The 23612-nt window shown below is 61.4% G+C and carries 19 protein-coding genes; 11 read left to right on the forward strand and 8 right to left on the reverse strand.

Annotated features, from left to right (window positions below; translation table 11 throughout):
• The first annotated feature begins 107 nt into the window (after nt 1-107).
• Nucleotides 108-3509: an AsmA-like C-terminal domain-containing protein gene (locus tag ATY75_RS18085; protein WP_088938638.1), complete on the forward strand. Its 3402-nt coding sequence runs from the start codon at nt 108-110 to the stop codon at nt 3507-3509.
• 7 nt (nt 3510-3516) lie between these two features.
• On the opposite strand, the gene ATY75_RS18090 is transcribed toward ATY75_RS18085, so the two are convergent.
• Nucleotides 3517-5178, reverse strand: coding sequence for an alpha-amylase family protein (locus ATY75_RS18090; RefSeq protein WP_088938639.1), 1662 nt, complete (start codon nt 5176-5178; stop codon nt 3517-3519).
• Nucleotides 5179-5360: 182 nt separating this feature from the next.
• Between ATY75_RS18090 and ATY75_RS18095 the strand changes: the two genes are divergently transcribed.
• Nucleotides 5361-5645: a hypothetical protein gene (locus tag ATY75_RS18095; protein ID WP_088938640.1), complete on the forward strand. Its 285-nt coding sequence runs from the start codon at nt 5361-5363 to the stop codon at nt 5643-5645.
• 541 nt (nt 5646-6186) lie between these two features.
• Here the strand turns inward: ATY75_RS18095 and tyrS are convergent.
• Entirely contained in the window at nt 6187-7443 is a 1257-nt protein-coding gene (tyrS, locus tag ATY75_RS18100) for a tyrosine--tRNA ligase (protein WP_088938641.1), read from the reverse strand.
• A 130-nt stretch (nt 7444-7573) separates the two neighbouring features.
• Here tyrS and ATY75_RS18105 point away from each other — a divergent pair, with 130 nt between their 5' ends.
• Nucleotides 7574-8692 (forward strand): anhydro-N-acetylmuramic acid kinase, encoded by a 1119-nt coding sequence (locus tag ATY75_RS18105; protein WP_088938642.1) that lies wholly within the window; start codon nt 7574-7576, stop codon nt 8690-8692.
• Nucleotides 8693-8750: 58 nt separating this feature from the next.
• Here ATY75_RS18105 and ATY75_RS18110 read toward each other — a convergent pair whose 3' ends face one another.
• Both ATY75_RS18110 and ATY75_RS18115 read right to left on the reverse strand, forming a co-directional pair.
• A complete protein-coding gene (locus ATY75_RS18110) occupies nt 8751-9926 on the reverse strand; it encodes an acyltransferase (protein ID WP_064838601.1) in 1176 nt (391 codons plus the stop codon).
• 141 nt (nt 9927-10067) lie between these two features.
• Complete coding sequence (locus ATY75_RS18115) at nt 10068-10745, reverse strand: alpha/beta hydrolase (RefSeq protein ID WP_003568896.1); 678 nt, start codon at nt 10743-10745, stop codon at nt 10068-10070.
• Nucleotides 10746-10961: 216 nt separating this feature from the next.
• Between ATY75_RS18115 and ATY75_RS18120 the strand changes: the two genes are divergently transcribed.
• The 8 genes from ATY75_RS18120 (at nt 10962) to sufA (ending at nt 18484) form a co-directional block, all read left to right on the forward strand.
• Nucleotides 10962-12128: a cysteine desulfurase family protein gene (locus ATY75_RS18120; RefSeq protein WP_088938643.1), complete on the forward strand. Its 1167-nt coding sequence runs from the start codon at nt 10962-10964 to the stop codon at nt 12126-12128.
• A gap of 191 nt (nt 12129-12319) precedes the next feature.
• On the forward strand, nt 12320-13789 hold the full coding sequence (gene sufB / locus ATY75_RS18125; protein ID WP_003568892.1) for a Fe-S cluster assembly protein SufB: 1470 nt from the start codon (nt 12320-12322) through the stop codon (nt 13787-13789).
• A gap of 58 nt (nt 13790-13847) precedes the next feature.
• Complete coding sequence (locus ATY75_RS18130) at nt 13848-14189, forward strand: GIY-YIG nuclease family protein (protein WP_085737361.1); 342 nt, start codon at nt 13848-13850, stop codon at nt 14187-14189.
• Between the two features lie 104 nt (nt 14190-14293).
• Nucleotides 14294-15049, forward strand: coding sequence for a Fe-S cluster assembly ATPase SufC (gene sufC, locus ATY75_RS18135; protein WP_088938644.1), 756 nt, complete (start codon nt 14294-14296; stop codon nt 15047-15049).
• 24 nt (nt 15050-15073) lie between these two features.
• The gene (gene sufD, locus ATY75_RS18140; protein WP_088938645.1) at nt 15074-16348 is read left to right on the forward strand and encodes a Fe-S cluster assembly protein SufD; all 1275 of its coding nucleotides are present in this window, start codon (nt 15074-15076) and stop codon (nt 16346-16348) included.
• 12 nt (nt 16349-16360) lie between these two features.
• Entirely contained in the window at nt 16361-17602 is a 1242-nt protein-coding gene (locus ATY75_RS18145; RefSeq protein WP_088938646.1) for a cysteine desulfurase, read from the forward strand.
• A gap of 12 nt (nt 17603-17614) precedes the next feature.
• Nucleotides 17615-17995, forward strand: coding sequence for an SUF system Fe-S cluster assembly protein (locus ATY75_RS18150; RefSeq protein ID WP_064838595.1), 381 nt, complete (start codon nt 17615-17617; stop codon nt 17993-17995).
• A 96-nt stretch (nt 17996-18091) separates the two neighbouring features.
• Nucleotides 18092-18484, forward strand: coding sequence for a Fe-S cluster assembly scaffold SufA (sufA, locus tag ATY75_RS18155; protein ID WP_003586280.1), 393 nt, complete (start codon nt 18092-18094; stop codon nt 18482-18484).
• Nucleotides 18485-18553: 69 nt separating this feature from the next.
• Here the strand turns inward: sufA and ATY75_RS18160 are convergent, their stop codons facing one another.
• The 4 genes from ATY75_RS18160 to gcvH all read right to left on the reverse strand — a co-directional run bounded on the left by ATY75_RS18160 (nt 18554) and on the right by gcvH (nt 23598).
• Nucleotides 18554-18859, reverse strand: coding sequence for a flagellar basal body rod C-terminal domain-containing protein (locus ATY75_RS18160; protein WP_088938647.1), 306 nt, complete (start codon nt 18857-18859; stop codon nt 18554-18556).
• Between the two features lie 139 nt (nt 18860-18998).
• Complete coding sequence (locus ATY75_RS18165) at nt 18999-20036, reverse strand: GH25 family lysozyme (protein ID WP_088938648.1); 1038 nt, start codon at nt 20034-20036, stop codon at nt 18999-19001.
• A gap of 335 nt (nt 20037-20371) precedes the next feature.
• Nucleotides 20372-23236, reverse strand: a complete 2865-nt coding sequence (gcvP, locus tag ATY75_RS18170; RefSeq protein WP_088938649.1) for an aminomethyl-transferring glycine dehydrogenase — start codon at nt 23234-23236, stop codon at nt 20372-20374.
• Nucleotides 23236-23598, reverse strand: a complete 363-nt coding sequence (gcvH, locus tag ATY75_RS18175; protein ID WP_088938650.1) for a glycine cleavage system protein GcvH — start codon at nt 23596-23598, stop codon at nt 23236-23238. The genes gcvP and gcvH overlap by 1 nt, the downstream gene beginning before the upstream one ends.
• Nucleotides 23599-23612: the final 14 nt, after the last annotated feature.

The following is a 23612-nucleotide window of genomic DNA, read 5'->3' on the forward strand; positions in this document are numbered from 1 at the left end:
GCCGGGTTTGTGGATGACACTTTCTCTCCCCGAATTATATAGTGGACGGAAACCCGTCCAGCATGACCGGGTTCAATTCTTCGATTTAAGGGAGAGCCCGAAGGCGCATGTCAGCCATCCGCGGCGAAAAGGTCACGTTTCGCAAGAAGGATATCGTTGCGCTGGACCGCTTGCCGTCCGCCCAGGCCGAGGATCCGATCATCGTCCATTGCCCGCCGCCGCGTTCGCCGATGCGGCGTACGGCGAAGCTGGCCGCAGGGTTTCTGGGGGTGATTCTGCTTGTTCTCGCCGCGGTCGTCTTCACCGTCGAGAGCGGCATGTTCGACAAGCCGCTGTCGCAGCAGGCGCAGGCGGCGTTGAACGGCGTGGCCGGACCGCGCTACCGCGCCGAGGTCGGCTCCACCGTCATCCGCTTCACCTCGGATTTCCGGCTGGCGCTGGAAGCGCGCAACGTCAACATGATCGATGAGCAGAGCGGCCAGCACCTTTCGACGACGGGTTCGGTGCGCCTCGGGCTCGATCCGCTGCAGCTTTTCCGCGGCCGCATCGCCGTCACCGACATCGAAGCCGACGATATCGCGCTCGATACCGCGCTTCTGCCCTCCGGCAATCCCGTGACGCTCGACGATCTGCGCATCGACGCCATGCCGGCGGCGATGGAGAAGATCTTCTCGCAGTTCGATATGTTCGACGGTATCGTGACGCGCGGCTCGACCAATTCGGTGCGCATTTCCGGCATAAACATCAAGCTTGCCGACACCGCCAACGGGCCGCTGTCGCTGGTCGTCGACAATCTCGTCTTTGCCCATGCCGGCCCATCCTCGCTGCAATTGACCGGCGAGGTGGCGCTGAACGGCGAGGTGGCCGAACTCGAGGTGCTGGCCGAGAAGGAAGACCGCCAGGTGTCGAAGGTCGTGGCGACGCTCAAGCATGCCGACCTCACGCCCTTTGCGCTGAAACGCAACGATCAGGGCGTGATCCGGCAGGGACTGAGCGCCTTCGCCGACCTGACGGTATCGGCCACGCGAGCGCGTGATAGCGTGCAGCCGGCGCTTGCGGCGACCGTCGATATCGAACCCGGCCTGATCTATGCGGACGGCGATCCGCAGGAACTGTCGGGCGGACAGATCAATCTCGTCTATGATTTCGCCAAGCAGACCCTCGAAATCGCCCGGTCGAACGCACGGTTCGGCGCGACCACGGTTCCAATCAACGGCGCGCTGATCGATCTCGACAAGCTCGATCCGCAGGCCGGAAAGGGCTTCGGCATCGACCTTCTGGTCAGCGGCGGCACGGCAGCCCCCAGCGGCTCCGGCGAGCCGCCGGTCGCCTTCGACATCCAGGCGACCGGGCGCTACCTCGTCGCCGGCCGGGAATTCCTGTTTCCCAACATGACCGTCTCCAGCCCGCTCGGTGCGCTTTACGGAGCACTGCACGTCAAGCTCGGCGGCAAATCGCCGGAGATCAGCTTTGCCGGCCAGTCGGCACAGCTGCAGACGACGGCGATCAAGCAGCTGTGGCCGTTCTGGATGGCGCCGAAGGTGCGCACCTGGGTACACGGCAACCTCTTCGGCGGCACCGTCACCAACGCCTCCATCTCCGTCTTCATTCCCTTCGGCAGGCTGGACGAGGCCGCCGGCGGCAAGGGGTTGAAGCTCGACGCCAACCAGATCCGCATCGGCTTCGACATCGCGGACGCACGGATGAACGTCGCCGGCGACATTCCGCCCGTTCGCGACATGGCGGCCCATTTCGACCTGACCGGCCCCACTGCGACGATCGCGATCAAGAGCGGCACGTCGTTTTTCCCCTCCGGCCGATCTGTCGGTCTCGGGCAGGGAACCTTCGCCATACCGGCAACCTACGACAAGCCGCTGATGGCCGATATCGATCTGGCGATCTCGGGGACAGCAGACGCCGTCGGCGAGCTTCTGACCTACCGGCCGATCCGGGTGCTGCAGCGCGCCGGCTTTACGCCCGACGATTTCAAGGGGCGGATCGAGGCGAATGTGAAGGCGCATTTCGGCCTGCTGTCCTCGCAGAACCCGCCGCCGGCCGAATGGGCGGCGAATATGAAGCTTACCGATATCGATCTTGCCAAGCCGTTCTCCGGCCGAACGATCAGCAATCTCGACGGCACGCTGAACGGCAATCCGAAACAGATCACCCTGGATGCCAAGGCCCAGATAGACGGCGTCCCGGCCGATATCGATCTTACTGAGCCGGTCGAGGCATCCGACAGCGCGAAGCGGCAGCGGGTGATCACCGCGACGCTTTCCGAGGAGCAGCGCAACAAGCTGATACCCGGCCTTTCCGGCATCATCGGCGGCAGCGTCAAGATGGTGCTGACGCGGATCGACGACGACCGGCAGGACGTTCAGCTCGACCTCACCCGGTCGCAACTCGACCTGCCGTGGATCGGCTGGTCGAAGGGCAGCGGCATTACAGCTTCGGCGGAATTTGAAACATCTGGCCCGGCCGACAATACCCAGATCAAGAACTTCCGGCTGAAGGGTGACGGTTTCGGCGCCAACGGATCGATGAACATCGGCAAAGGCGGGCTGATCTCGGCCGATTTCGACAGCGTCAAACTCTCCTCGCTTGACGATTTCGCCCTGTCGGTGAAACGCAGCAAGGGGAATTTCGATGTCTCGGTCTCCGGCGACAGCGCCGATGCGCGGCCTGTGATCGCGCGGTTGAAATCGGGCTCGGGCGATGGCGATGATGACGGGGATGCCGGCGACACTGGGGTATCGGTGCGCGCCAGGCTGAAAAACGTCATCGGCTTCAACGATGAGAAGATCGGCAATTTCCAGGCGCAGGTGTCACTGCGCGGCGACAAGCTGCAGGCGTTGAACTTTTCCGCTGTGACCGACAGCGGCGAGGCCGTGGTCAGCCAGATGAAGGACGGTGGCGTCATCAACATCACCAGCGGCGATGCCGGCGCAGTCTCGCGTTTCGCCGATCTCTACCAGCACATGCAGGGCGGTCTGCTCAATCTGGCGATCCGGCTTTCGGCACAGGGCGGCTGGGACGGCTCGCTCGACGTGCGCCGCTTCTCGATCGTCAACGAACAACGATTGCAGTCGATCGTCTCGACGCCTGTCGGAAGCGAGCAGCGCAGCCTCAACGAAGCCGTCAAGCGCGACATCGACACCTCGTCGCAGCGCTTCCAGCGCGGCTTTGCCCGCGTCGTGTCGCGGGGTGGCATGGTCGGCATCGAGAATGGCGTGCTGCGCGGCGACCAGATCGGCGCAACCTTCCAGGGCGTCGTGCGTGACCGCAAGGGCAATATGGACATGACCGGCACCTTCATGCCGGCCTACGGCCTCAACCGGCTGTTTGCCGAACTGCCGCTGATCGGCGTCATCCTCGGCAATGGCAGCGACCGCGGCCTGATCGGCATCACCTTCAAACTGACCGGCAAGTTCGACCAGCCGAACCTGCAGATCAATCCGCTGTCGATCATCGCGCCGGGTGTCTTCCGGCAGATCTTCGAATTCCAGTAGGCACAACCTAAATCTCCTTGCGCTTGAGGAGATAGTCGAGGCCGCCGACGCGGTACCAGCGATAGCCATAGGCATCGAGCACGATGGTGTGGCAGCCTTTCTCGTCGGCCTCGCTGCTGGCGCCATCGGCGATGTCGATCAGTTGTCGGCCATCTTCGCCTCTGTCCGGATCGAAAGTCACTTCCGCCGGCTGCGCATGCAGATTGTGCAGGATCAACACGGAATTGCCGCGCCAGTCGTAACGAAGCGCCAGCACGCCGTCGTCACCGGTGTCGACTACGGAGTAATCGCCCCAGCCGATTTCCGGGGCTTCCTTGCGCATCCGGATCATCCGCTCGGTCCAGTTCAGCAGTGAATTGGGATCGCGCCGTTGCGCCGCGACATTGACATGCTCAAAGCCATAGGGGCCGTCCTTGATGACGGGTGCGACAGGCTTTCTGCTTTTGGTGAAACCGCCTTCCGGTTCCGTCGACCACTGCATCGGCGTGCGGGCGCAATTGCGCTCCGGCAAGGCCAGATCGTCGCCCATGCCGATCTCGTCGCCGTAGCGGATGACCGGCGTTCCCGGCAGCGAGAACAGCAGGCTGTAGGCCATCTCGATCCTGCGCCGGTCGCCGCCGAGCATTGGCGCCAGGCGACGGCGAATGCCGCGGTCATAGAGCTGCATGTCCTTTTCGGGTCCGAAGGCGGCAAAGACCGCGTCGCGCTGCTTTTCCGACAGCCGGCCGAGATCCAATTCATCATGGTTGCGCAGAAACAGGCCCCATTGGGCGGTCGCCGGGCGCGGTTTCATCGTCTCCATCGCCGTCTTCAGCGGCCGCGTATCGGCGCTGGCGAGCGCGTAAAACAGCGCCTGATTGACCTGGAAATTGAACATCATCTGCATGCGGTCGCCGTCGTCGCCGAAATATTCGAAATTGTCCTTCGGCAGGATATTGGCCTCGGCGAGAATGATGGAATCGCCCAGGCGCCATTGCAGAAATTCGCGAAATTTCCGCAGCATGTCGAACTGCTCGACCGGCTTGGCAACGTCTGCGCCTTTCGTCGCGATGATGAAGGGAGCGGCATCCATCCGGAAGCCGGAGACGCCGAGCTGGATCCAGAAGCCCATGATCTTGAGTATTTCGGCCTGTACCTGAGGGTTCGAGGTGTTGAGATCGGGTTGGTGGTCGTAGAAGCGGTGAAAATAATACGCCTTGGCCTTTTCGTCATGGGTCCAGGTGGTCTTCTGGACGCCGGGGAAGACCATGCCCTGATCGGCATTCGCAGGCTTCTTGTCGGCCCAGACGTACCAGTCGCGATAGCGTGACTGCGGGTCGCGCCTGGCATCCTGGAACCAGGGATGGTCCTTGGATGTATGGTTGATCACCAGATCGATCAGCACCCGGATACCGCGCTGCTTGGCGCCATGGGTGAATTCGACGAAATCGCCGAGCGAACCGTAACGCGGGTCGACATTGTAATAGTCGGAAACATCATAGCCATCGTCGCGGCCGGGCGAGGTCTGGAAGGGCATCAGCCAGATCGCCGTGACGCCAAGGCCGGAGAGATAGTCGAGGCGTCGCATCAGCCCCTGAAAATCGCCCACGCCGTCACCATTCGCATCCATGAAGGTCTCGACGGACAGGCAGTAGATGACGGCGTTCTTATACCAGAGGTCGTTGATCATGCCGGCGCTCCAATCCAATTGGTCGCAAATCCCGACGGACGGAAAAGGTTCCGATAAAGCCGCGGTTGTCGTGCGGCTGCCCGCAAACTACGGCAGGCAATTTCGTCATTATTGCCGGAACATTTTAGCGTATTCTGATGTAATATAGGTTTCGGCCGGAACGACGGCCGGGGGAGAATGCCATGCTGTGCGCCCGGACAATCTCTTTTGCGTCCGCCGCCGTGATTGCGGTCGCGACCGGCCAGCAGCTTTCCTATTCGGCGGAAAAGGGCGAGCGACTGAAGCCATTGCAGAGCCTCCGTTCCGACCATATGCTGATGGTTCCGCTGGATGCTACCGTGACCGCGCCGATCTTCTCGATCAGCTGGTGGTCACGCATTACACCCGCTCCAGACGTCAATCCACCGCCCTATGTATTCCAGGAAGTCGAACGAACGGATACGATATCTCGGCCTGGTGTTGAGTAATCTGAGCCTCTTGCGGCCCAAAACTTCTATACGCCGAGAGTTTCGTGGAAGACGTTGGGTCAGCCTTGCACCAGCACAACAAGAGAACCTTCCGCATCCTCCAATCGATCGAGTCAGCGAGAATAAAGTGCTGCCGGACTTAGCATCGGGCTCCCGGTCCCAGCCACAGAAGCGGCGTCCCTTCAAGGCGATCCTGAGAACCTCGCCAGTGCCATATTCTTTACAAACCAAGTCGAGTCGGAATTCCTGTATGGCTTTGTCGACAACGAATTCCGCAGCTATCCGGAAACGGAGAACTGCGAAAAGAGCAGAGTTAAACTCGGACTGCTTGCTCGTGAGATGAAATTGGATGGCGTTGACGTCAAAGACGACAGTATTTTCCTTCGAGTCATTGTCAAGCTGTTCAGCATCTACAATGAGAGGCTAATCCACCGCGATCGGTGAGGCTCGCGGAAAACTGACGTTGCCAGATGCCTCACTCAACAAAATCGAGAAGCCGGCTGAACCGCCGGCTTTGGTCGTTGTTCGGCTGCCACCCCGCCTACGCCGCGCGGCGGATCAGGATGTGTTTCTTCTTGCCGAGTGAGAGCTTGATGATGCCGTCGGCAGTGATCTCGTCGCTGCCGATCATCTTGCGTTCGTCGCTGACTGCCTCGTCGTTGATGCGGACCGCGCCGCCCTGGACGTGACGGCGGGCTTCACCGTTCGATGAGGCGAGGCCGGCGCGCACGATCAGCGACAGAAGGCCGATGCCGGCGTCGAGCTCTGAGGCTGGGATGTCGACCGAAGGCAGGTTTTCGGAGAGCCCGCCTTCCTCGAAGGTCTTGCGCGCCGTTTCCGCCGCCTGCTCAGCGGCCGGACGGCCGTGCAGGATCGCGGTGACTTCGGTTGCCAGGATCTTCTTGACCTCGTTGATCTCCGAACCGCCGAGTGCCGAAAGACGGGCGATTTCATCCATCGGCAGCGTCGTGTAGAGCTTCAGGAAGCGCGAGACGTCGGCGTCCTCGGTGTTGCGCCAGTACTGCCAGAAATCGTAGGCCGACAGCATATCGGCGTTCAGCCAGATCGCGCCCGTCGCCGACTTGCCCATTTTGGCGCCCGACGATGTCGTCAGCAGCGGCGAGGTCAGCGCGTAGAGCTGCTGTGTCCCCATACGGTGACCGAGATCGATGCCGTTGACGATGTTGCCCCATTGGTCCGAACCGCCCATCTGCAGGCGGCAGTCGTAGCGTTTGGCGATCTCGACGAAGTCGTAGGCCTGGAGGATCATGTAGTTGAATTCCAGGAACGACAGCGACTGCTCGCGGTCGAGGCGCGTTTTCACGCTGTCGAAGGACAGCATGCGATTGACCGAGAAGTGCTTGCCGACATCGCGGAGGAATTCGAGATAGTTCAGCGAGCGCAGCCATTCGGCGTTGTTGATCATCAGCGCGTCTTTCGGACCGTCGCCGTAGTTCAGGTAACTGGAGAACACACGCTTGATCGAGGCGATGTTGCCTTCGATCGTATCCACGGTCATGAGCTGGCGGGCCTCTTCCTTGAAAGAGGGATCGCCGACCATACCGGTGCCGCCGCCCATCAGCGAGATGGCGCGATGACCGGTCTTCTGCATCCAGTGCAGCATCATGATCTGGATCAGCGAGCCGGCGTGCAGGCTGGGCGCCGTTGGATCGAAGCCGATATAAGCTGTCACGGTTTCCTTGGCGAACAGGTCGTCGAGGCCACGTTCATCGGAGACCTGATGAATGAAGCCACGCTCTTTCAGCGTGCGGAGGAAATCGGACTTGAACTCGGACATGGCTTTCGTCTCTTGGTGTCTGCGCTTGACCGATGGGGCTCGCGCAAGTTCGTTGTTGTTGATCTGTCGCGGCGCGTTTAGCACTGTTTTTAGGAAAGTGCATCCGGGAATCGCATGGGAGGCAAGCCTCATGGACGTCATCAGAACCGCGATCGGCCTGATGAGCGGCACGTCGATGGATGGAATCGACGTCGCGCTTATTAGGACCGACGGCCGCGGCTTCATCGAACGCGGGCCTTTCATCGGCGTGCCTTATGATGCCGATTTCCGGGGGCGGCTGAAACGGGCGCTGGAACTGGCGCGGCCGCTGACTGACAGGCACTGCCGCCCCGGTGAACTTCGCGATATCGAGCTTGAGTTGACCCGACGGCATGCAATTGCCGTTACGGTATTCCTGGAACGTTTCGGGTTTGCTGCCGATGCCGTCGACGTTCTTGGCTTCCATGGCCAGACGGTGCTGCATCGACCCGATGAGGGGCTGACGATCCAGATCGGCGACGGCGAGGAATTGGCGCGCCGAACCGGCATGCCGGTGGTCTACGACATGCGCGCCAACGATATGGTCCACGGCGGCCAGGGCGCGCCGCTGGTGCCGGCCTATCACGCCGCACTGGCAGGAAAATTCCAGCAGGCCGGGCAGGCTGTCTGTTTCGTCAATATCGGCGGCATCTCCAATCTGACCTTCATCGGCACCGACGGGCGGATATCGGCCTTCGACAGCGGCCCGGGCAATACGCTGATCGACCAGTGGGTGGAGATGCAGACCGGCAGAACCTATGATCCCGGCGGCGAGATTGCCGGACGCGGCAAGGTCGTGGTCGCCTTGGCGGAGCGTTATCTTGATAACCCGTTCTTCCGCGGCAATGTCCGCCGCTCGCTCGATCGCGGCGACTTCGCGCCGCTTCATCATGGCGAGGCGAGCCTTGAAGACGGTGCCCGGACGCTGGCGCATGTCGCCGCCGCGTCGATTATCAAATCCGCCGGTTTTCTGCCCGAGATCCCATCTGTCTATATCGTCTGCGGCGGCGGGCGGCTGAACGTCACGTTGATGGCGGAGTTTTCGGCGATGGCCGAAGCGCTGGGCTCGAAGGTATTGACCGCCGAGCAGGCCGACTTCGATGGCGATGCGATGGAGGCAGAGGCCTGGGCCTATCTCGCCGTCCGCTCACTGGACGGGCTGCCGTTGACGTTTCCCGGCACGACCGGAGTTGCCGCTCCCGTCAGCGGCGGTGTGCTCGCAAGGCCATGAGCGCAACGAACATCTTGAAGGCACCGCGGCTCACCGCTGATATGCGACTGGCAAAGCCCTAACTCTTTGCGGCAATCGGCCGGACATTGGATCCGCGTCCAACCTGCTTGCCGTCCTCGACGCCCCTGACCTGGGCGATGAACGAGAACTTCTTGCGAAGGCCGAGGATCGGCTTCTCGATGAAGTGCCAGGACAGCACCGCGACGGCGAGGGCCGAGGGCAGGCCGACGAGATAGAGCGCCAGCGCTCCATATTTCGGAAAGAGAAACACCGAGGGGAACGCGCTGATCCAGATCTGCAAGAAGGGATCATGGTAGAGATAGACGCCGTAGGAATAATCGCCTTTCCTGAAGAAGGATGGGATCGGCACTTCCGACAGACCGATGAAGACGGTGATATAAACAAGGGAAGTGATGACGATCGGCCGGTTGATCACCGACTCCACCGCGCGGCTGTCGAGGGTGAGAATGGCGGTGATGCAGATCAGGCAGGCGGCGGCGAATAGCCAGCGGGAATGCGGAATGACCGCTTTGAACTGAAAGGCGACGATGCCCATCATGAACGCTGTTATCAGCTGCGAGCCCCGGCTCATGAACAGGAAGCGCGCGATCGGCTTGATCGAGCCTGGGAACAGATAGGGCATCTTCTGCACGATCAGGCCGAGGACGATATAGGCGGCCGTCACGGCGAGCAGCTTGTAGCGCGTCTTCACGATGGCGGTGATCATCAGGAACGACATGATGATGTAGCAGAAGATTTCCCAGGGAACCGTCCAGAGAGCGCCGTTGACACGCTGGCTGGGATTGTCCTGGAAAACACCAGGCAGCTCGTAATGGATCCAGCCGACGATATTCAGGAAGTATTTGAAAAATCGCGGATCGGTAAAATAGTCGGCGTGATAGACGATCGTGACGATCGGCCCGATGATCAGCGAGCAAACGACGATATCGACGGCCAGTGCCGGGACAATGCGCAAGCCGCGATTGATCAGGAAATTTCGCAGACTCAGGCGCTGGGCGCTGCCGGCGATCAGAAATCCGCTCAACGCGAAAAACATCGGAACAAGAGCGTATTCAGTGAACCAGAATACCGAGCCCCTGATGAAGGCATCATTCCTCGTCAGCAAAAAGGAATGGGTCAATACGATAGAAAAGGCGAGCCCAATTCGAAGAAAGTCGAACCCCGGACCAATACCCCTATACTTATCCAGGACTTCCCCGAACGACTTGGTCATTGCGGACCTCGCTTTAGTTAGGATCGCGAGGAACCTACCGCACTGCAATATGTATTGCAACACGGTAGATGATCTGTTTCGGGACAATCGACCCATGCGGCCCGGATCGCGCCGCATGAGATAGATGTGAGCGCTAAGGCGTCAGCGAATCCGCTTGGCGGCCGGCTCCGGCACCAGTTCGCCGTTCAAGCGGCGGTCGAGATAGTCCTCGCATTCGCCCATCAGCGTTTCCACCTGGCCGTTGAAAAAGTGGTTGGCATTGGAAACCGTGCGGTGGGTGATAAGAATGCCCTTCTGGGTCTTCAGCTTCTCCACAAGGCCGTTCACATCCTTTTCCGGCGCCACCTTGTCGGCCTCGCCGTTGATGATCAGGCCGGAAGAGGGGCAGGGCGCCAGGAAGGAGAAGTCGTAGGTATTCGGCTGCGGGGCGATCGACATGAAGCCTTCGATCTCCGGCCGGCGCATCAGAAGCTGCATGCCGATCCAGGAGCCGAAGGAATAACCGGCGACCCAACAGGTCTTCGAATCAGGATGCAGGCTCTGCACCCAATCGAGCGCCGAGGCGGCATCCGAAAGTTCGCCGGCGCCGTGGTCGAATTCGCCCTGGCTGCGGCCGATGCCCCGGAAATTGAAGCGCAGCGTCGTGAACCCACGCTTCTGGAACATGTAGAAGAGCTGGTAGACGATCTGATTGTTCATCGTGCCGCCGAACTGCGGATGCGGATGCAGAATCAGGGCGATGGGAGCGCTTTTTTCCTTGGAGGGCTGGTAGCGGCCTTCAAGACGGCCGGCTGGGCCGTTGAAAATAACTTCGGGCATTGGTACTCCGGGTTTTATTTCGCGTTCGCGCTGCGTCGGACGACAACATGACTTGACTAGTGTTGTCAGCTTTTCTAAAACGCAGTTTAGAACAATTCGAAACTTGCATGGCGATCCACGCATCGTGAATGTGTCATAAGGCAAGCCCGGCGGAAATTTCAAGAAAAATGAGCCGCGGGTGCTGAAGCAAGCTCGTCAAGCGCAGGACTGAAGATCATGGCGCCGCCACGCCTTTATCTCGACTGGAATGCCACAGCGCCGCTGCACCCCGCAGCCCGCGAGGCGATCATGCGCGCCATCGACATTTTCGGCAATCCGAATTCCGTTCACGGCGAAGGCCGTGCCGCCCGCGCCGCAATCGAATGTGCACGGCGCAAAGTGGCGGCGCTGGTCGGCACCGACGCCGGCAATGTGATCTTTACCAGCGGCGCAACCGAGGCCGCCAATCTGGTGCTGACGCCGGATTTCCGTATGGGCCGCACGCCGCTTCAGCTCGGCCGCCTCTATTTTTCGGCAATCGAGCATCCGGCGGTGCGCGAAGGCGGCCGTTTCGCCAGGGAGAAGATGACCGAGATTCCGGTCACTTCAGCCGGCATCGTCAATCTCGATGCGCTTGATGGACTGCTTAATGCGCATGACAAGGCCGCCGGCCTGCCGATGGTTGCCATTATGCTCGTCAACAATGAGACGGGCATCGTCCAGCCCGTGGAGGCGGCAGCCAAGATCGTCCATGCTCATGGCGGCCTCTTCGTCGTCGACGCCGTTCAGGCGGCCGGCCGCATCGGGCTCGATATCGGCAAGATCGGCGCCGATTTCATGATCGTTTCCTCGCACAAGATCGGCGGGCCGAAGGGCGCCGGGGCGCTGATTGCCCGCGGCGAAGCGCTGATGCCGCGGCCCCTGATCCAGGGCGGCGGGCAGGAGCGGGGTCACCGCTCGGGGACACAGAATTCACTGGCGCTGATCGGCTTCGGCGCGGCGGCTGAGGCTGCGGCCGACGAAGTCGAGGCGCGCAATGCGGCGATCGGCGCGCTGCGCGAGCGGCTGGAAGCCGGCATGCGTCAGGCGGCAACCGATGTGGTGATCCACGGCGAGGGCGGCGAGCGGGTCGCCAATACGATCTTCTTCACCCTGCCGGGGCTGAAGGCCGAGACCGGGCAGATCGCCTTCGATCTCGAAGGCGTGGCGCTTTCGGCAGGCTCAGCCTGCTCGTCCGGCCGGCTCGGCGAGAGCCATGTGCTGACGGCGATGGGCCGCGACGCCAAGCTCGGGGGCTTGCGCATCTCGCTCGGCTTTTCGACGACGGAAGAGGATATCGACCGGGCGATTGCCGCTTTTGCAAAGATCGCCTGCCGGCGCAGGTCGGCGGGCGAGGCGGCCTGACCGCCTCATAAACTTGCGGAAACGCAAATTTCTGCTTGCCAACCGGGCTGAAAAGTCCCTTTTGGCCTCTTACATCAAGGGCAAGAATTTGCCCGATATCAAGGGCAAGAATTTGCCCGATCTCAAGGGCAAGGAATTGCCCGTACGTTACAAGCTGCCGGACCTTGTATCCGGCGAGATTGGAGAACGAAATGGCTGCCGTGCAGGAAACGATCGACCAGGTTCGCCTGATCGATGTCGACCAGTACAAATACGGTTTCGAGACCGTCATCGAAATGGACAAGGCGCCGAAAGGCCTGTCCGAGGACATTATCCGCTTCATTTCGGCCAAGAAGCAGGAGCCGGAATGGATGCTGGAATGGCGCCTCGAGGCCTATCGCCGCTGGCTGACGCTGGAAGAGCCGACCTGGGCGCGCGTCGACTATCCGAAGATCGATTTCAACGACATCTATTATTACGCCGCGCCGAAGAGCACGCCGGGTCCGAAGTCGCTCGACGAGGTCGATCCAGAGCTGTTGAAGGTCTATGAGAAGCTTGGCATCCCGCTGCGTGAGCAGGAGATCCTGGCCGGCGTCGAGAAACCGAAGATTGCCGTCGACGCTGTTTTCGACAGCGTCTCGGTCGTCACCACCTTCAAGGCGGAGCTGAAGAAGGCCGGCGTGATCTTCATGTCGATCTCGGAAGCGATCCGCGAATATCCCGATCTCGTGCGGAAATATCTCGGCTCGGTCGTGCCGACCTCGGATAATTATTACGCGACGCTGAATTCGGCGGTCTTTACCGACGGTTCCTTCGTCTTCGTGCCGAAGGGCGTTCGCTGCCCGATGGAGCTTTCCACCTATTTCCGCATCAATGAGAAGGGCACCGGCCAGTTCGAGCGCACGCTGATCATCGCGGAAGAGGGTGCTTACGTCTCCTATCTCGAAGGCTGCACGGCGCCGCAGCGCGACGAAAACCAGCTGCATGCCGCCGTGGTCGAGCTCGTGGCGCTCGACGATGCCGAGATCAAATATTCCACCGTCCAGAACTGGTACCCGGGCGATAAGGAAGGCAAGGGCGGCATCTACAACTTCGTCACCAAGCGCGGCGACTGCCGCGGCGATCGGTCGAAGATCTCGTGGACGCAGGTCGAAACCGGCTCGGCGATCACCTGGAAATATCCGTCCTGCATCCTGCGCGGCGACGACTCCAGAGGCGAGTTCTATTCTATCGCCGTGTCGAACGGCCATCAGCAGATCGACAGCGGCACCAAGATGATCCATCTCGGCAAGAACACGTCGAGCCGCATCGTCTCCAAGGGCATCGCTGCCGGTGTTTCCAACAACACCTATCGCGGCCAGGTCTCGGCCCACCGCAAGGCATCGAACGCACGCAACTTCACCCAGTGCGATTCGCTCTTGATCGGCGACAAGTGCGGCGCTCATACCGTGCCTTACATCGAGGCGAAGAATTCGACGGCGCAGTTCGAGCACGAAGCGACGACCTCGAAGATCTCCGAGGACCAGTTGTTCTACTGCCTGCAGCGCGGCATCCCGACCGAGGCGGCGATCGCGCTCATCGTCAACGGCTTCGTCAAGGAAGTGTTGCAGGAGCTGCCGATGGAATTCGCCGTCGAGGCTCAGAAGCTGATCAGCATTTCGCTTGAGGGGAGTGTCGGCTAACACAACCTCCGTCATCCTCGGGCTTGTCCCGAGGATCTGCTGCGGCCAGAGGACAAGGATGACTGGTTTCGTCTATATGATGTCCGATAAACCGCGGGGCGTGATCTACACCGGCGTCACCAGTGATCTGCACGGTCGCATATGGGAGCACCGCAACGAAATCCAGAAGGGTTTCACGCAGAGGTACAAAGCAAAAAATCTCGTCTGGTTTGAGTACCATCCGAATATCGTGTTGGCGATCCAGCGAGAGAAGTCTCTGAAGCGCTACCTGCGTGAATGGAAAATCAAGCTCATAGAGGAGCTCAATCCAACCTGGATAGACCTCTACGAGCGGATTGATGAAATTGAGAATGTCTATCGACCGCATCCGAATACGCGGGAGTGGAGCGATTATAATTGAGGGCTTAGATCCTCGGGACTAGCCCGAGGATGACGGATCTAGACCGGTGCGAACGGTCAATTGGGCGGGTCCTTGAAATCCGCCGGATAACAGGAAAGACAAAGATGCTTGAAATCAGAAACCTTCATGCCCGCATTGCCGAAGACGGCACCGAGATCATCCGTGGACTGAACCTGACGGTGAAGGCCGGCGAAGTTGCCGCGATCATGGGGCCGAACGGCTCCGGCAAGTCGACGCTTTCCTATGTGCTGTCCGGCCGCAGCGACTACGAAGTCACCGAGGGCGACATTCTCTTCAATGGCGAGAGCATTCTCGAACTCGATCCGGCCGAACGCGCCGCCAAGGGCGTCTTCCTCGCCTTCCAGTATCCGGTCGAGATCCCGGGTGTCGCCACCATGCAATTCCTGAAGGTGGCGATGAACGAGCAGCGCAAGGCGCGCGGCGAGGACGAGTTGACGACGCCTGACTTCATGCGCCGGGTCAAGGATGCCGCCGGCAAACTGCAGATCAACACCGAGATGCTGAAGCGGCCGCTTAATGTCGGCTTCTCCGGCGGCGAGAAGAAGCGCGCCGAAATCCTGCAGATGGCGCTGCTGGAGCCGAAGCTCTGCGTGCTCGACGAAACCGATTCCGGCCTCGACATCGACGCGCTGAAGATCGTTGCCGACGGCGTCAATGCGTTGCGTTCGCCGGATCGCGCCGTCGTGGTCATCACCCACTATCAGCGCCTGCTCGACTACATCGTGCCGGATACCGTCCACGTGCTCTACAAGGGCCAGGTGATCAAGTCGGGCGACAAGACGCTGGCGCATGAGCTTGAGGCCAACGGCTATGCCGATATCATCGGCGCGGCGGCCTGAGTTCGGGTGGAAAGGACGACGTCCATGAACATGCAGACGACGAGCCGCCTGACCGCGGCCGAAACGGCGCTGATCGAGGCCTTCAACCAGCAGATCGGCGATCTGCCGGGCAATGGCGCGGTGACAGCGCTGCGCGACCGGCTTCTCGACGACCTGAAGAAGGCCGGCCTGCCGACGCGCCGCATCGAGGCCTGGCATTACACCGATCTGAAAAATCTGCTGCGCACCCTGCCGCCGCAGATCGGTGACGCCGGTTCCGACGCGCTTGAGCCGCTGGTTGCCGGCTCGACGGCCCTGGCGGTGATCCAGGGGCATGCCAACCAGAAGGCCGTCGCCGACGGCCTCGGCATTTCGGCCTATTCACAACGGTTGCTTGATGGCTCGGCCGCCGACGGGCTCGATGCGCTCGGCAGCGACGACGCAGTCGGCCGCATCAACGGCAGCTTCGTGCGCGACGGCTATGTCGTCGACGTGCCCGCCGCGACCGAGCTCGAGGCTCCGCTCGAAATTCAGTTCCTTCATGCCGGCGGGCAGGCGCATACTCGCCTTCCTGTTGCCTTCGGCGCCGGTGTCAAGGCGACCGTCATCGAGCGTCACCGCGCAGTGACCGGCGATGCGGCGCTGGTGTCCCATGTCAGCGACATCACAATCGGCGAGGGCGCCGAGCTGACCTGGATCATCCTGCAGCAGCATGGGGCCGAGGATACGCATCTCGGCCAGGTCCGCATCGATCTCGGTGCTGACGCCAAACTTCGCCTGTTCGTCATCAATGCCGGCGGCAAGCTGGTGCGCCAGGAGCTGCATATCAAGGTAACGGGCGAAGGTGCCGACCTGACGCTGCGCGGCATCAACCTGCTTGGCGCAGACAGCCATACCGACGTGACGATGGTGCTCGGCCACGACGTGCCGCACACCGGCTCGACCGAAGTGATCCGCAACGTCGTCTTCGACCGTGCCAAAGGTGTTTTCCAGGGCATGATCCGGGTGGCGCCGGATGCGCAGAAGACCGACGCCAAGATGGCCTGCAACACGCTGCTGATGTCCGACGATGCCGAATTCTCGGTCAAGCCCGAACTCGAGATCTTCGCCGACGACGTGCAGTGCGGCCATGGCGCGACGGTGACCGATATCGACGCCAACCATCTCTATTACCTGATGGCGCGCGGCATTCCGGAGAACAAGGCGCGGGCGATGCTCGTCAACGCTTTCGTCGCCGAGATCGTCGAGGAACTGGAAGACGAGGCCCTGGTCGAGGCGCTGGAAGGCGTGATTTCGGCCTGGCTCGAAAAGCACGCCTGATCGGATATAGCAATGGACAAGATCGTGCCGGCCACGCCATACGATGTCGAAGCTATCCGCCGGGATTTTCCGATCCTGGCGGAGAAGGTGCACGGCAAGCCACTGGTCTATCTCGACAACGGCGCTTCGGCACAGAAGCCGCAGGTGGTGATCGACGCCATCTCGCATGCGTATAGCCACGAATATGCCAATGTGCATCGCGGCCTGCATTATCTGTCCAATGCCGCGACCGATGCTTATGAGGCGGCGCGCGAGAAGGTTCGCCGTTTCCTCAACGCCCCTTCGGTCAACGACATCGTCTTCACCAAGAATTCGACGGAAGCGATCAACACCGTCGCCTATGGCTGGGGCATGCCTGAGATCGGAGAAGGTGACGAGATCGTCCTGACGATCATGGAGCACCACTCCAACATCGTGCCTTGGCACTTCATTCGCGAGCGGCAGGGCGCCAAGCTTGTCTGGGTGCCGGTGGACGACGAGGGCGCCTTCCATATCGAGGATTTCGAGAAAAGCTTGACGGAGCGCACCAAGCTCGTCGCCATCACCCATATGTCGAATGCGCTCGGCACGATCGTTCCCGTCAAGGAGGTCTGCCGCATTGCGCATGAGCGTGGCATTCCGGTCTTGATCGACGGCAGCCAGGGTGCGGTGCATCTGCCTGTGGATGTGCAGGACATCGATTGCGACTGGTACGTGATGACCGGCCACAAGCTTTACGGGCCTTCCGGCATCGGCGTGCTCTACGGCAAGAAGGAGCGGCTTTCACAGATGCGCCCCTTCCAGGGCGGCGGCGAGATGATTTTCGAGGTGGCCGAGGATGCGGTCACCTACAACGATCCGCCGCATCGCTTCGAGGCCGGCACGCCGCCGATCGTCCAGGCGATCGGGCTCGGTTATGCGCTCGACTATATGGAGAAGGTCGGCCGCGAGGCGATCGCCCGGCATGAGGCCGATCTTGCCGCTTACGCGGTCGAGCGGCTGAAGTCGGTCAATTCGCTGCGGGTGTTCGGAACGGCGCCCGACAAGGGCAGCATCTTTTCCTTCGAGCTTGCCGGCATCCATGCTCACGACGTCTCTATGGTGATCGACCGGCAGGGCGTTGCGGTGCGGGCGGGCACGCATTGCGCCATGCCGCTCTTGAAACGCTTCGGCGTCACCTCCACATGCCGTGCATCCTTCGGCATGTACAATACCCGCGCCGAGGTCGATGCCCTGGCCGATGCGCTTGAATATGCGCGCAAGTTCTTTGCTTGAGGAGTGTCCGTGATGAGCCTGGACGAAAGCGAACAGAAGATCGACGTGCGCGAAGGCATCGTGCATTCGAGCATCCCGGCCGATGAGCTGGCGCGGTTGAGCGACGACGTCATCGGCGCGCTGAAAACGGTGTACGACCCGGAAATTCCGGCCGACATCTTCGAACTCGGTCTGATCTACAAGATCGACATCGAGGACGACCGGATGGTGAAGATCATGATGACGCTGACCGCGCCCGGCTGCCCGGTCGCCGGCGAGATGCCGGGCTGGGTTGAGAATGCCGTCGGCGCCGTCGAAGGCGTGTCCGGCGTCGAGGTCGAAATGACCTTCGATCCGCCGTGGACGCCGGATCGCATGTCCGAAGAGGCGCAGGTCGCTATTGGCTGGTACTGATACAGTACCGTGGTATTGATCCGTTTACGTGCGACGACTACATTTGAATCACAAAGCGCCGGATCTTGACCCCGGTTGTGGAAGGAGATCGAGCCCATGGGCTTTGCAGTGATGAGCATGACGGACGGGGCTGCTGCCCGCGTCAAGGCGATCGTCGAAAATTCCGGCCCGGAGGCCAAGGGTGTGCGCGTCGGCATCAAGAAGGGCGGCTGCGCCGGGATGGAATACACCATCGATCTGGTGACCGAGCCCAATGCCAAGGACGATCTGATCGAGCGCGATGGTGCCAGGGTCTGGGTCGAACCGTCAGCCGTTCTCTATCTTCTCGGCACTGAAATGGGCTTCGAGCAGACGACACTGCGCTCCGGCTTCACCTTCACCAATCCGAACCAGACATCGGCTTGCGGCTGCGGCGAATCCGTTGAGCTGAAACCCGCCGATCTGGCAGCCCTTGCCGCACAGCGCCAAAGCGAGCCGGCGCATTCCTGACCCGGCGGGCTGTCTTTAAATTTCCGGGCAGAGTTAAATTATCTGCGACGCAGCATCTTACGGCAGTGCTCAGTCGCGCTTGATGCTTATCAGCATTTCCCACATATCCGCGCCAGTCTCGAAGACCACTGCGTTCGCCTTGTAGGCCTGTTCGGCTTCGATCAGGTCGGTCAGTTCGGTGGCCGGGTCGACATCCGACGCCGCCGGGCTGACGCTCGCCTGAACGCCGCCCGATGCGACGGAGGCGAGGCTGGTGTTCAGCCTGGCGTAACCTGACGTGCTGCTGTTTGCGACGTTGCTGGCGATCGCGCCGACCCGCGTCGTCTGCGCCCGCATGCCCGAAAGGGCGGTGCTCGTGATGCCCGATATGCTCATCAGCCGTTTCCCCAGAACTGGATGATCGTCTTTTACCCGCAAGGATTTAGAGAATGCTGAAGGCGTTGCGTTAGCAAAGACCTACAGGATGTGCGTCCTGCCGTTCCGCCTGTCTCGGATTGGCACGGAACCTGTTTCGCTATCGCGACGCCACCCAGTCGTGCCAATCGCTTTCATTGCCGTTGAAAACGTTGAGGTCGATCTTGCCGTCGACGCCGTCGGAAAGGCCGGAGCCGGAATATTGCCAGAAGAGCCACTTGCGGCCCGGATAGACCTTCGAGGGGTGGGCGGCGACCGAGCGCAGCCAGAAGGGATAGTCAAGCATCTGGCCCTTCAAATTGTCACGGTAGAAATCCGGTGCCGTGTAGATGATCGGGCGCTGGCCGTAATGGCGCTCCAGCTTGTCCATGAAGACCTGCATCTTTTCCCGCACACGGGCGGGAGAAATGCGCCGCTTGCAGCTCGATTCGCCGTTCCATTCGACATCGATCACGGGCGGAAGCGCGTTTGCTTCTCTCGGCACGTTGCGGATGAACCAGTCGGCCTGTTCGCCCGCCGTCCGGCACCAGTAGAAGAAGTGATAGGCGCCGTGTTTCAGGCCGGCTTCCTTGGCCCGGCGCCAGTTCTTCCTGAACATCGGATCCAGATGATCGCCGCCGTCCGTCGCCTTGATGTAGACGAAGTTTGCGCCTTGCCGGCGCAGGGTATCCCAGTCGATTTCACCCTGCCAGCGCGATACGTCGACGCCGTGCACCGCAAGCTTTCTCGGCGAGGTGGAACCAAAATTGATCGGTTTGGCGTCGCGGAAGCGGTGGCCATAGATTCGCGAGCCTGTCGGCGCTTTCGGGCCGGCGTCTGGATCTGTCTCCGGCTCGGCGGGCATCAGCATCGCCACCGGTCGTTCCGTCGGCATCGGCATACCGACCGGCCGGTCCGCGGGGACGAGCGCCTGTGGTTCGGCAACCGGCCCGGTCCAGCTCAACGCTTCCTGCGGCGCGCTTGTCTGCGCCGTGTCGCCGACGGCGGCGGCCGGTATCGGGCCGTTCGGCTTGGTGATCGCATTGGTCGTTTCCGCCGACGGCACAGGCATGAGCACATCTTCGGCGCCGGAACTGGCGGCGCATCCCGACAGGACCAAGGCGGCAAGGAGGATTGCTGGCAAAGCCGATGGACGCATGAGAACCTGCACGCAAAACAAAAAGGTCGACGGCTCTATTCCCGCTGGAAAAAACCGCCCATTTTCAATTGCTAACAGAGACTTGCTAAGAAAGGTTAAATTTGAACCTATTGCCTCGAAACGGGCATTGAGATCGCCGATGGCAACGCTTCCAATCGGCGAGGTCGGCCCCTCATCCGGCTGCCGCCACCTTCTCCCCGTTCTGACGGGGAGAAGGGGAATGCCGCGATCTCTCCGTCCCTCACTAAGGTCTCGCAAGGCATGTCCCCTCTCCCCGTAAAACGGGGAGAGGGTTAGGGTGAGGGGCAGATACTGGTTACAATCCGGACAGCGGGTTACTCCGCAGCCTCGGCGTAGCTTTCCACAGGCGGGCAGGTGCAGATCAGGTTGCGGTCGCCGTAGACGTTGTCGACGCGGTTGACCGGGGACCAGTATTTGTCGACGCGGAAGGCCCCTGGCGGGAAGCAGGCCTGTTCTCTGCTATAGGGCCGGTTCCATTCGCCGACGAGGTCTTCCACCGTGTGCGGGGCGTTCTTCAGCGGGTTGTTGACCTTGTCCATCCGGCCGTCCTCGATGGCGCGGGCTTCCTCGCGGATCGCTAGCATTGCCTCGCAGAAACGGTCGAGTTCGGCCTTGGTCTCGCTTTCCGTCGGCTCGATCATCAGCGTGCCTGATACCGGCCAGCTCATGGTGGGCGCATGGAAGCCGCAGTCGATCAGCCGCTTGGCGACGTCGTCGACGGTAACGCCTGAACTGTCGACCAGCGGCCGCGTGTCGATGATGCATTCATGCGCCACGCGTCCGGTCTTCGACTTGTAGAGCACGTCGTAGGCGCCCTTCAGCCGGGCGGCGATATAGTTGGCGTTGAGGATCGCCACCCTCGTCGCCTGCGTCAGGCCTTCACCGCCCATCATCAGGCAGTAGCTCCAGGAGATCGGCAGGATCGAAGCGGAGCCGAAGGCTGCGGCCGACACTGCGCCGGGACGGCCGTCGGTCTCGGGATGGCCGGGCAGGTGGGGCGCCAGATGCGCCTTGACGCCGATCGGGCCCATGCCGGGGCCACCGCCACCATGCGGGATGCAGAAGGTCTTGTGCAGGTTGAGATGGGACACGTCGGAGCCGATGTCGCCGGGGCGGGACAGGCCGACCATGGCGTTCATATTGGCGCCGTCGAGATAGACCTGGCCGCCATTGGCGTGCACCAGATCGCAGATTTCCTTGACGGTCTCCTCGAAGACGCCGTGCGTCGAAGGGTAGGTGATCATGCAGCAGGAGAGGTTTGCCGCATGCTCCTCCGTCTTGGCGCGGAAATCGTCGAGATCGATGTCGCCGTTCTCGCGCACCTTGACGACCACCACCTTCATGCCGACCATCTGCGCCGAGGCCGGGTTGGTGCCATGCGCCGAGGTCGGGATCAGGCAGACGTCGCGATGGCCCTCGCCATTGGCGATATGAAAGTTGCGGATCGTCAGCAGGCCGGCATATTCCCCTTGCGCGCCGGAATTCGGCTGCATCGAGAAGGCATCGTAGCCGGTGACGACGCAGAGCTTTTCGATCAGGTCGTCGATCATCTCGCGGTAGCCGAGCGCCTGGTCTGATGGCACGAAGGGATGGATGTCGGAAAATTCCGGCCAGGTGATCGGCAGCATTTCCGCCGTCGCATTCAGCTTCATCGTGCAGGAGCCGAGCGGGATCATCGAACGGTCTAGCGCCAGATCCCGGTCGGAGAGCCGGCGGATGTAACGCGTCATCTCGCTTTCGGCGCGGTTCATGTGGAAGATCGGATGGCTGAGGTAGTCGCTGGTCCGAAGCAGGCCCTTGGGCAGGCGGTAGGACGGCTCGAAATCGGCGATGGTGAAATTGCCGCCGAAGGCGCGCCAGACGGCTTCGAGGGTCGCCGGTCGGGTGCGCTCGTCGAGGCTCATGCCGATCATGGTTTCGCCGACCTTGCGCAGATTGACGCCTTCGGCGACGGCGGCGCGCAGGATGAGGCCTTGCATGTGGCCGACATCGACAGTGATCGTGTCGAAGAAGCTTTCGGGTTCAACCTTATAGCCGAGCTTTTCCAGGCCCTTGGCCATCAGCACGGCCTTCTGGTGCACCTGCTGGGCGATCGCCTTGATGCCATCGGGCCCGTGAAAGACCGCATACATCGAGGCCATGACGGCAAGCAGTACCTGGGCGGTGCAGATGTTCGACGTCGCCTTCTCGCGGCGGATATGCTGTTCGCGGGTCTGCAGCGACAGGCGATAGGCGCGGTTGCCGCGGGCATCGACGGAAACGCCGACAAGGCGGCCGGGCATCGAGCGCTTGACGGCGTCCTTGACCGCCATATAGGCCGCATGCGGGCCGCCGTAACCCACCGGGACGCCGAAGCGCTGCGAGGAGCCGACGGCGATGTCGGCGCCCATTTCGCCGGGCGATTTCAGCAGCGTCAGCGCCAGGATGTCGGCAGCGACGATCGCTATGGCGCCGGCCTGGTGCAGGCGGGCGATCAGGCCGGTGAAATCATTGATGTGACCATGGGTGCCGGGATATTGGAAGATCGCCCCGAAGACATCGACGGGATCGAGATCGGTGAAGGGATTGCCGACGATCACCTGCCAGCCGAGCGGCTCGGCGCGGGTGCGGATCAGGGCAATGGTCTGCGGATGGCAGTCGGCGTCGACGAAGAAGGCCTTGGCCTTCGATTTGGAGACGCGCTCGGCCATCGCCATGCCTTCGGCGGCGGCGGTCGCCTCATCGAGCAGCGAGGCATTGGCGACGTCGAGGCCGGTCAAGTCGCAGACCATCGTCTGGTAGTTCAAGAGCGCTTCCAGGCGGCCCTGGCTGATCTCCGGCTGGTAAGGCGTATAGGCCGTGTACCAGGCGGGGTTTTCCAGGATGTTGCGCTGGATGACCGGCGGCGTGATCGTGCCGTAATAGCCCTGGCCGATCAGCGAGACCAGCACCTTGTTCTTGTTGGCGGTCTCGCGCAGCTTGTCGAGCGCCTCGCGCTCGGTCATCGGCGCGCCCCAGACGAGCGGCGCCTTCTGGCGGATGGCGGGCGGCAGCGTCGCGTCGATCAAGCCGTCGAGGCTGTTGTAACCGATCACCTTCAGCATGTCGGTCATCTCGGCCGGCGACGGGCCGATGTGACGGCGATTGGCAAAATCGTAGGGCTGATAGTCGGTGAACTGGAATTCGGTCGGCGTCGTCATTACGCGGTGAGCTCCTTATAGGCGGCCTCGTCGAGCAGGCCGTCGGCATCCGCGGGATTGGCAAGCTTCAGCTTGAAGAACCAGCCGGCCCCTTGAGGATCGGAATTGACCAGCGACGGATCGGCAACGATGGCCGGATTGACCTCGGTGATCTCGCCGTCAAGCGGACAATAGACATCTGACGCCGCTTTGACGGATTCGACGGTCGCGGCATTGCCGTTCCTGGAGAAGGTCGCGCCGACTTCCGGCAGTTCGACGAAAACCAGGTCGCCGAGCTGATCGACGGCATAATTGGTGATGCCAACCGTCGCAACGCCGCCTTCGATCTGCAGCCATTCGTGTTCTTCGGTAAATTTCAGCATTGTTCGTCCTCTCT

Source organism: Rhizobium sp. N122 (assembly GCF_002211295.1).
Classification (GTDB): domain Bacteria; phylum Pseudomonadota; class Alphaproteobacteria; order Rhizobiales; family Rhizobiaceae; genus Rhizobium.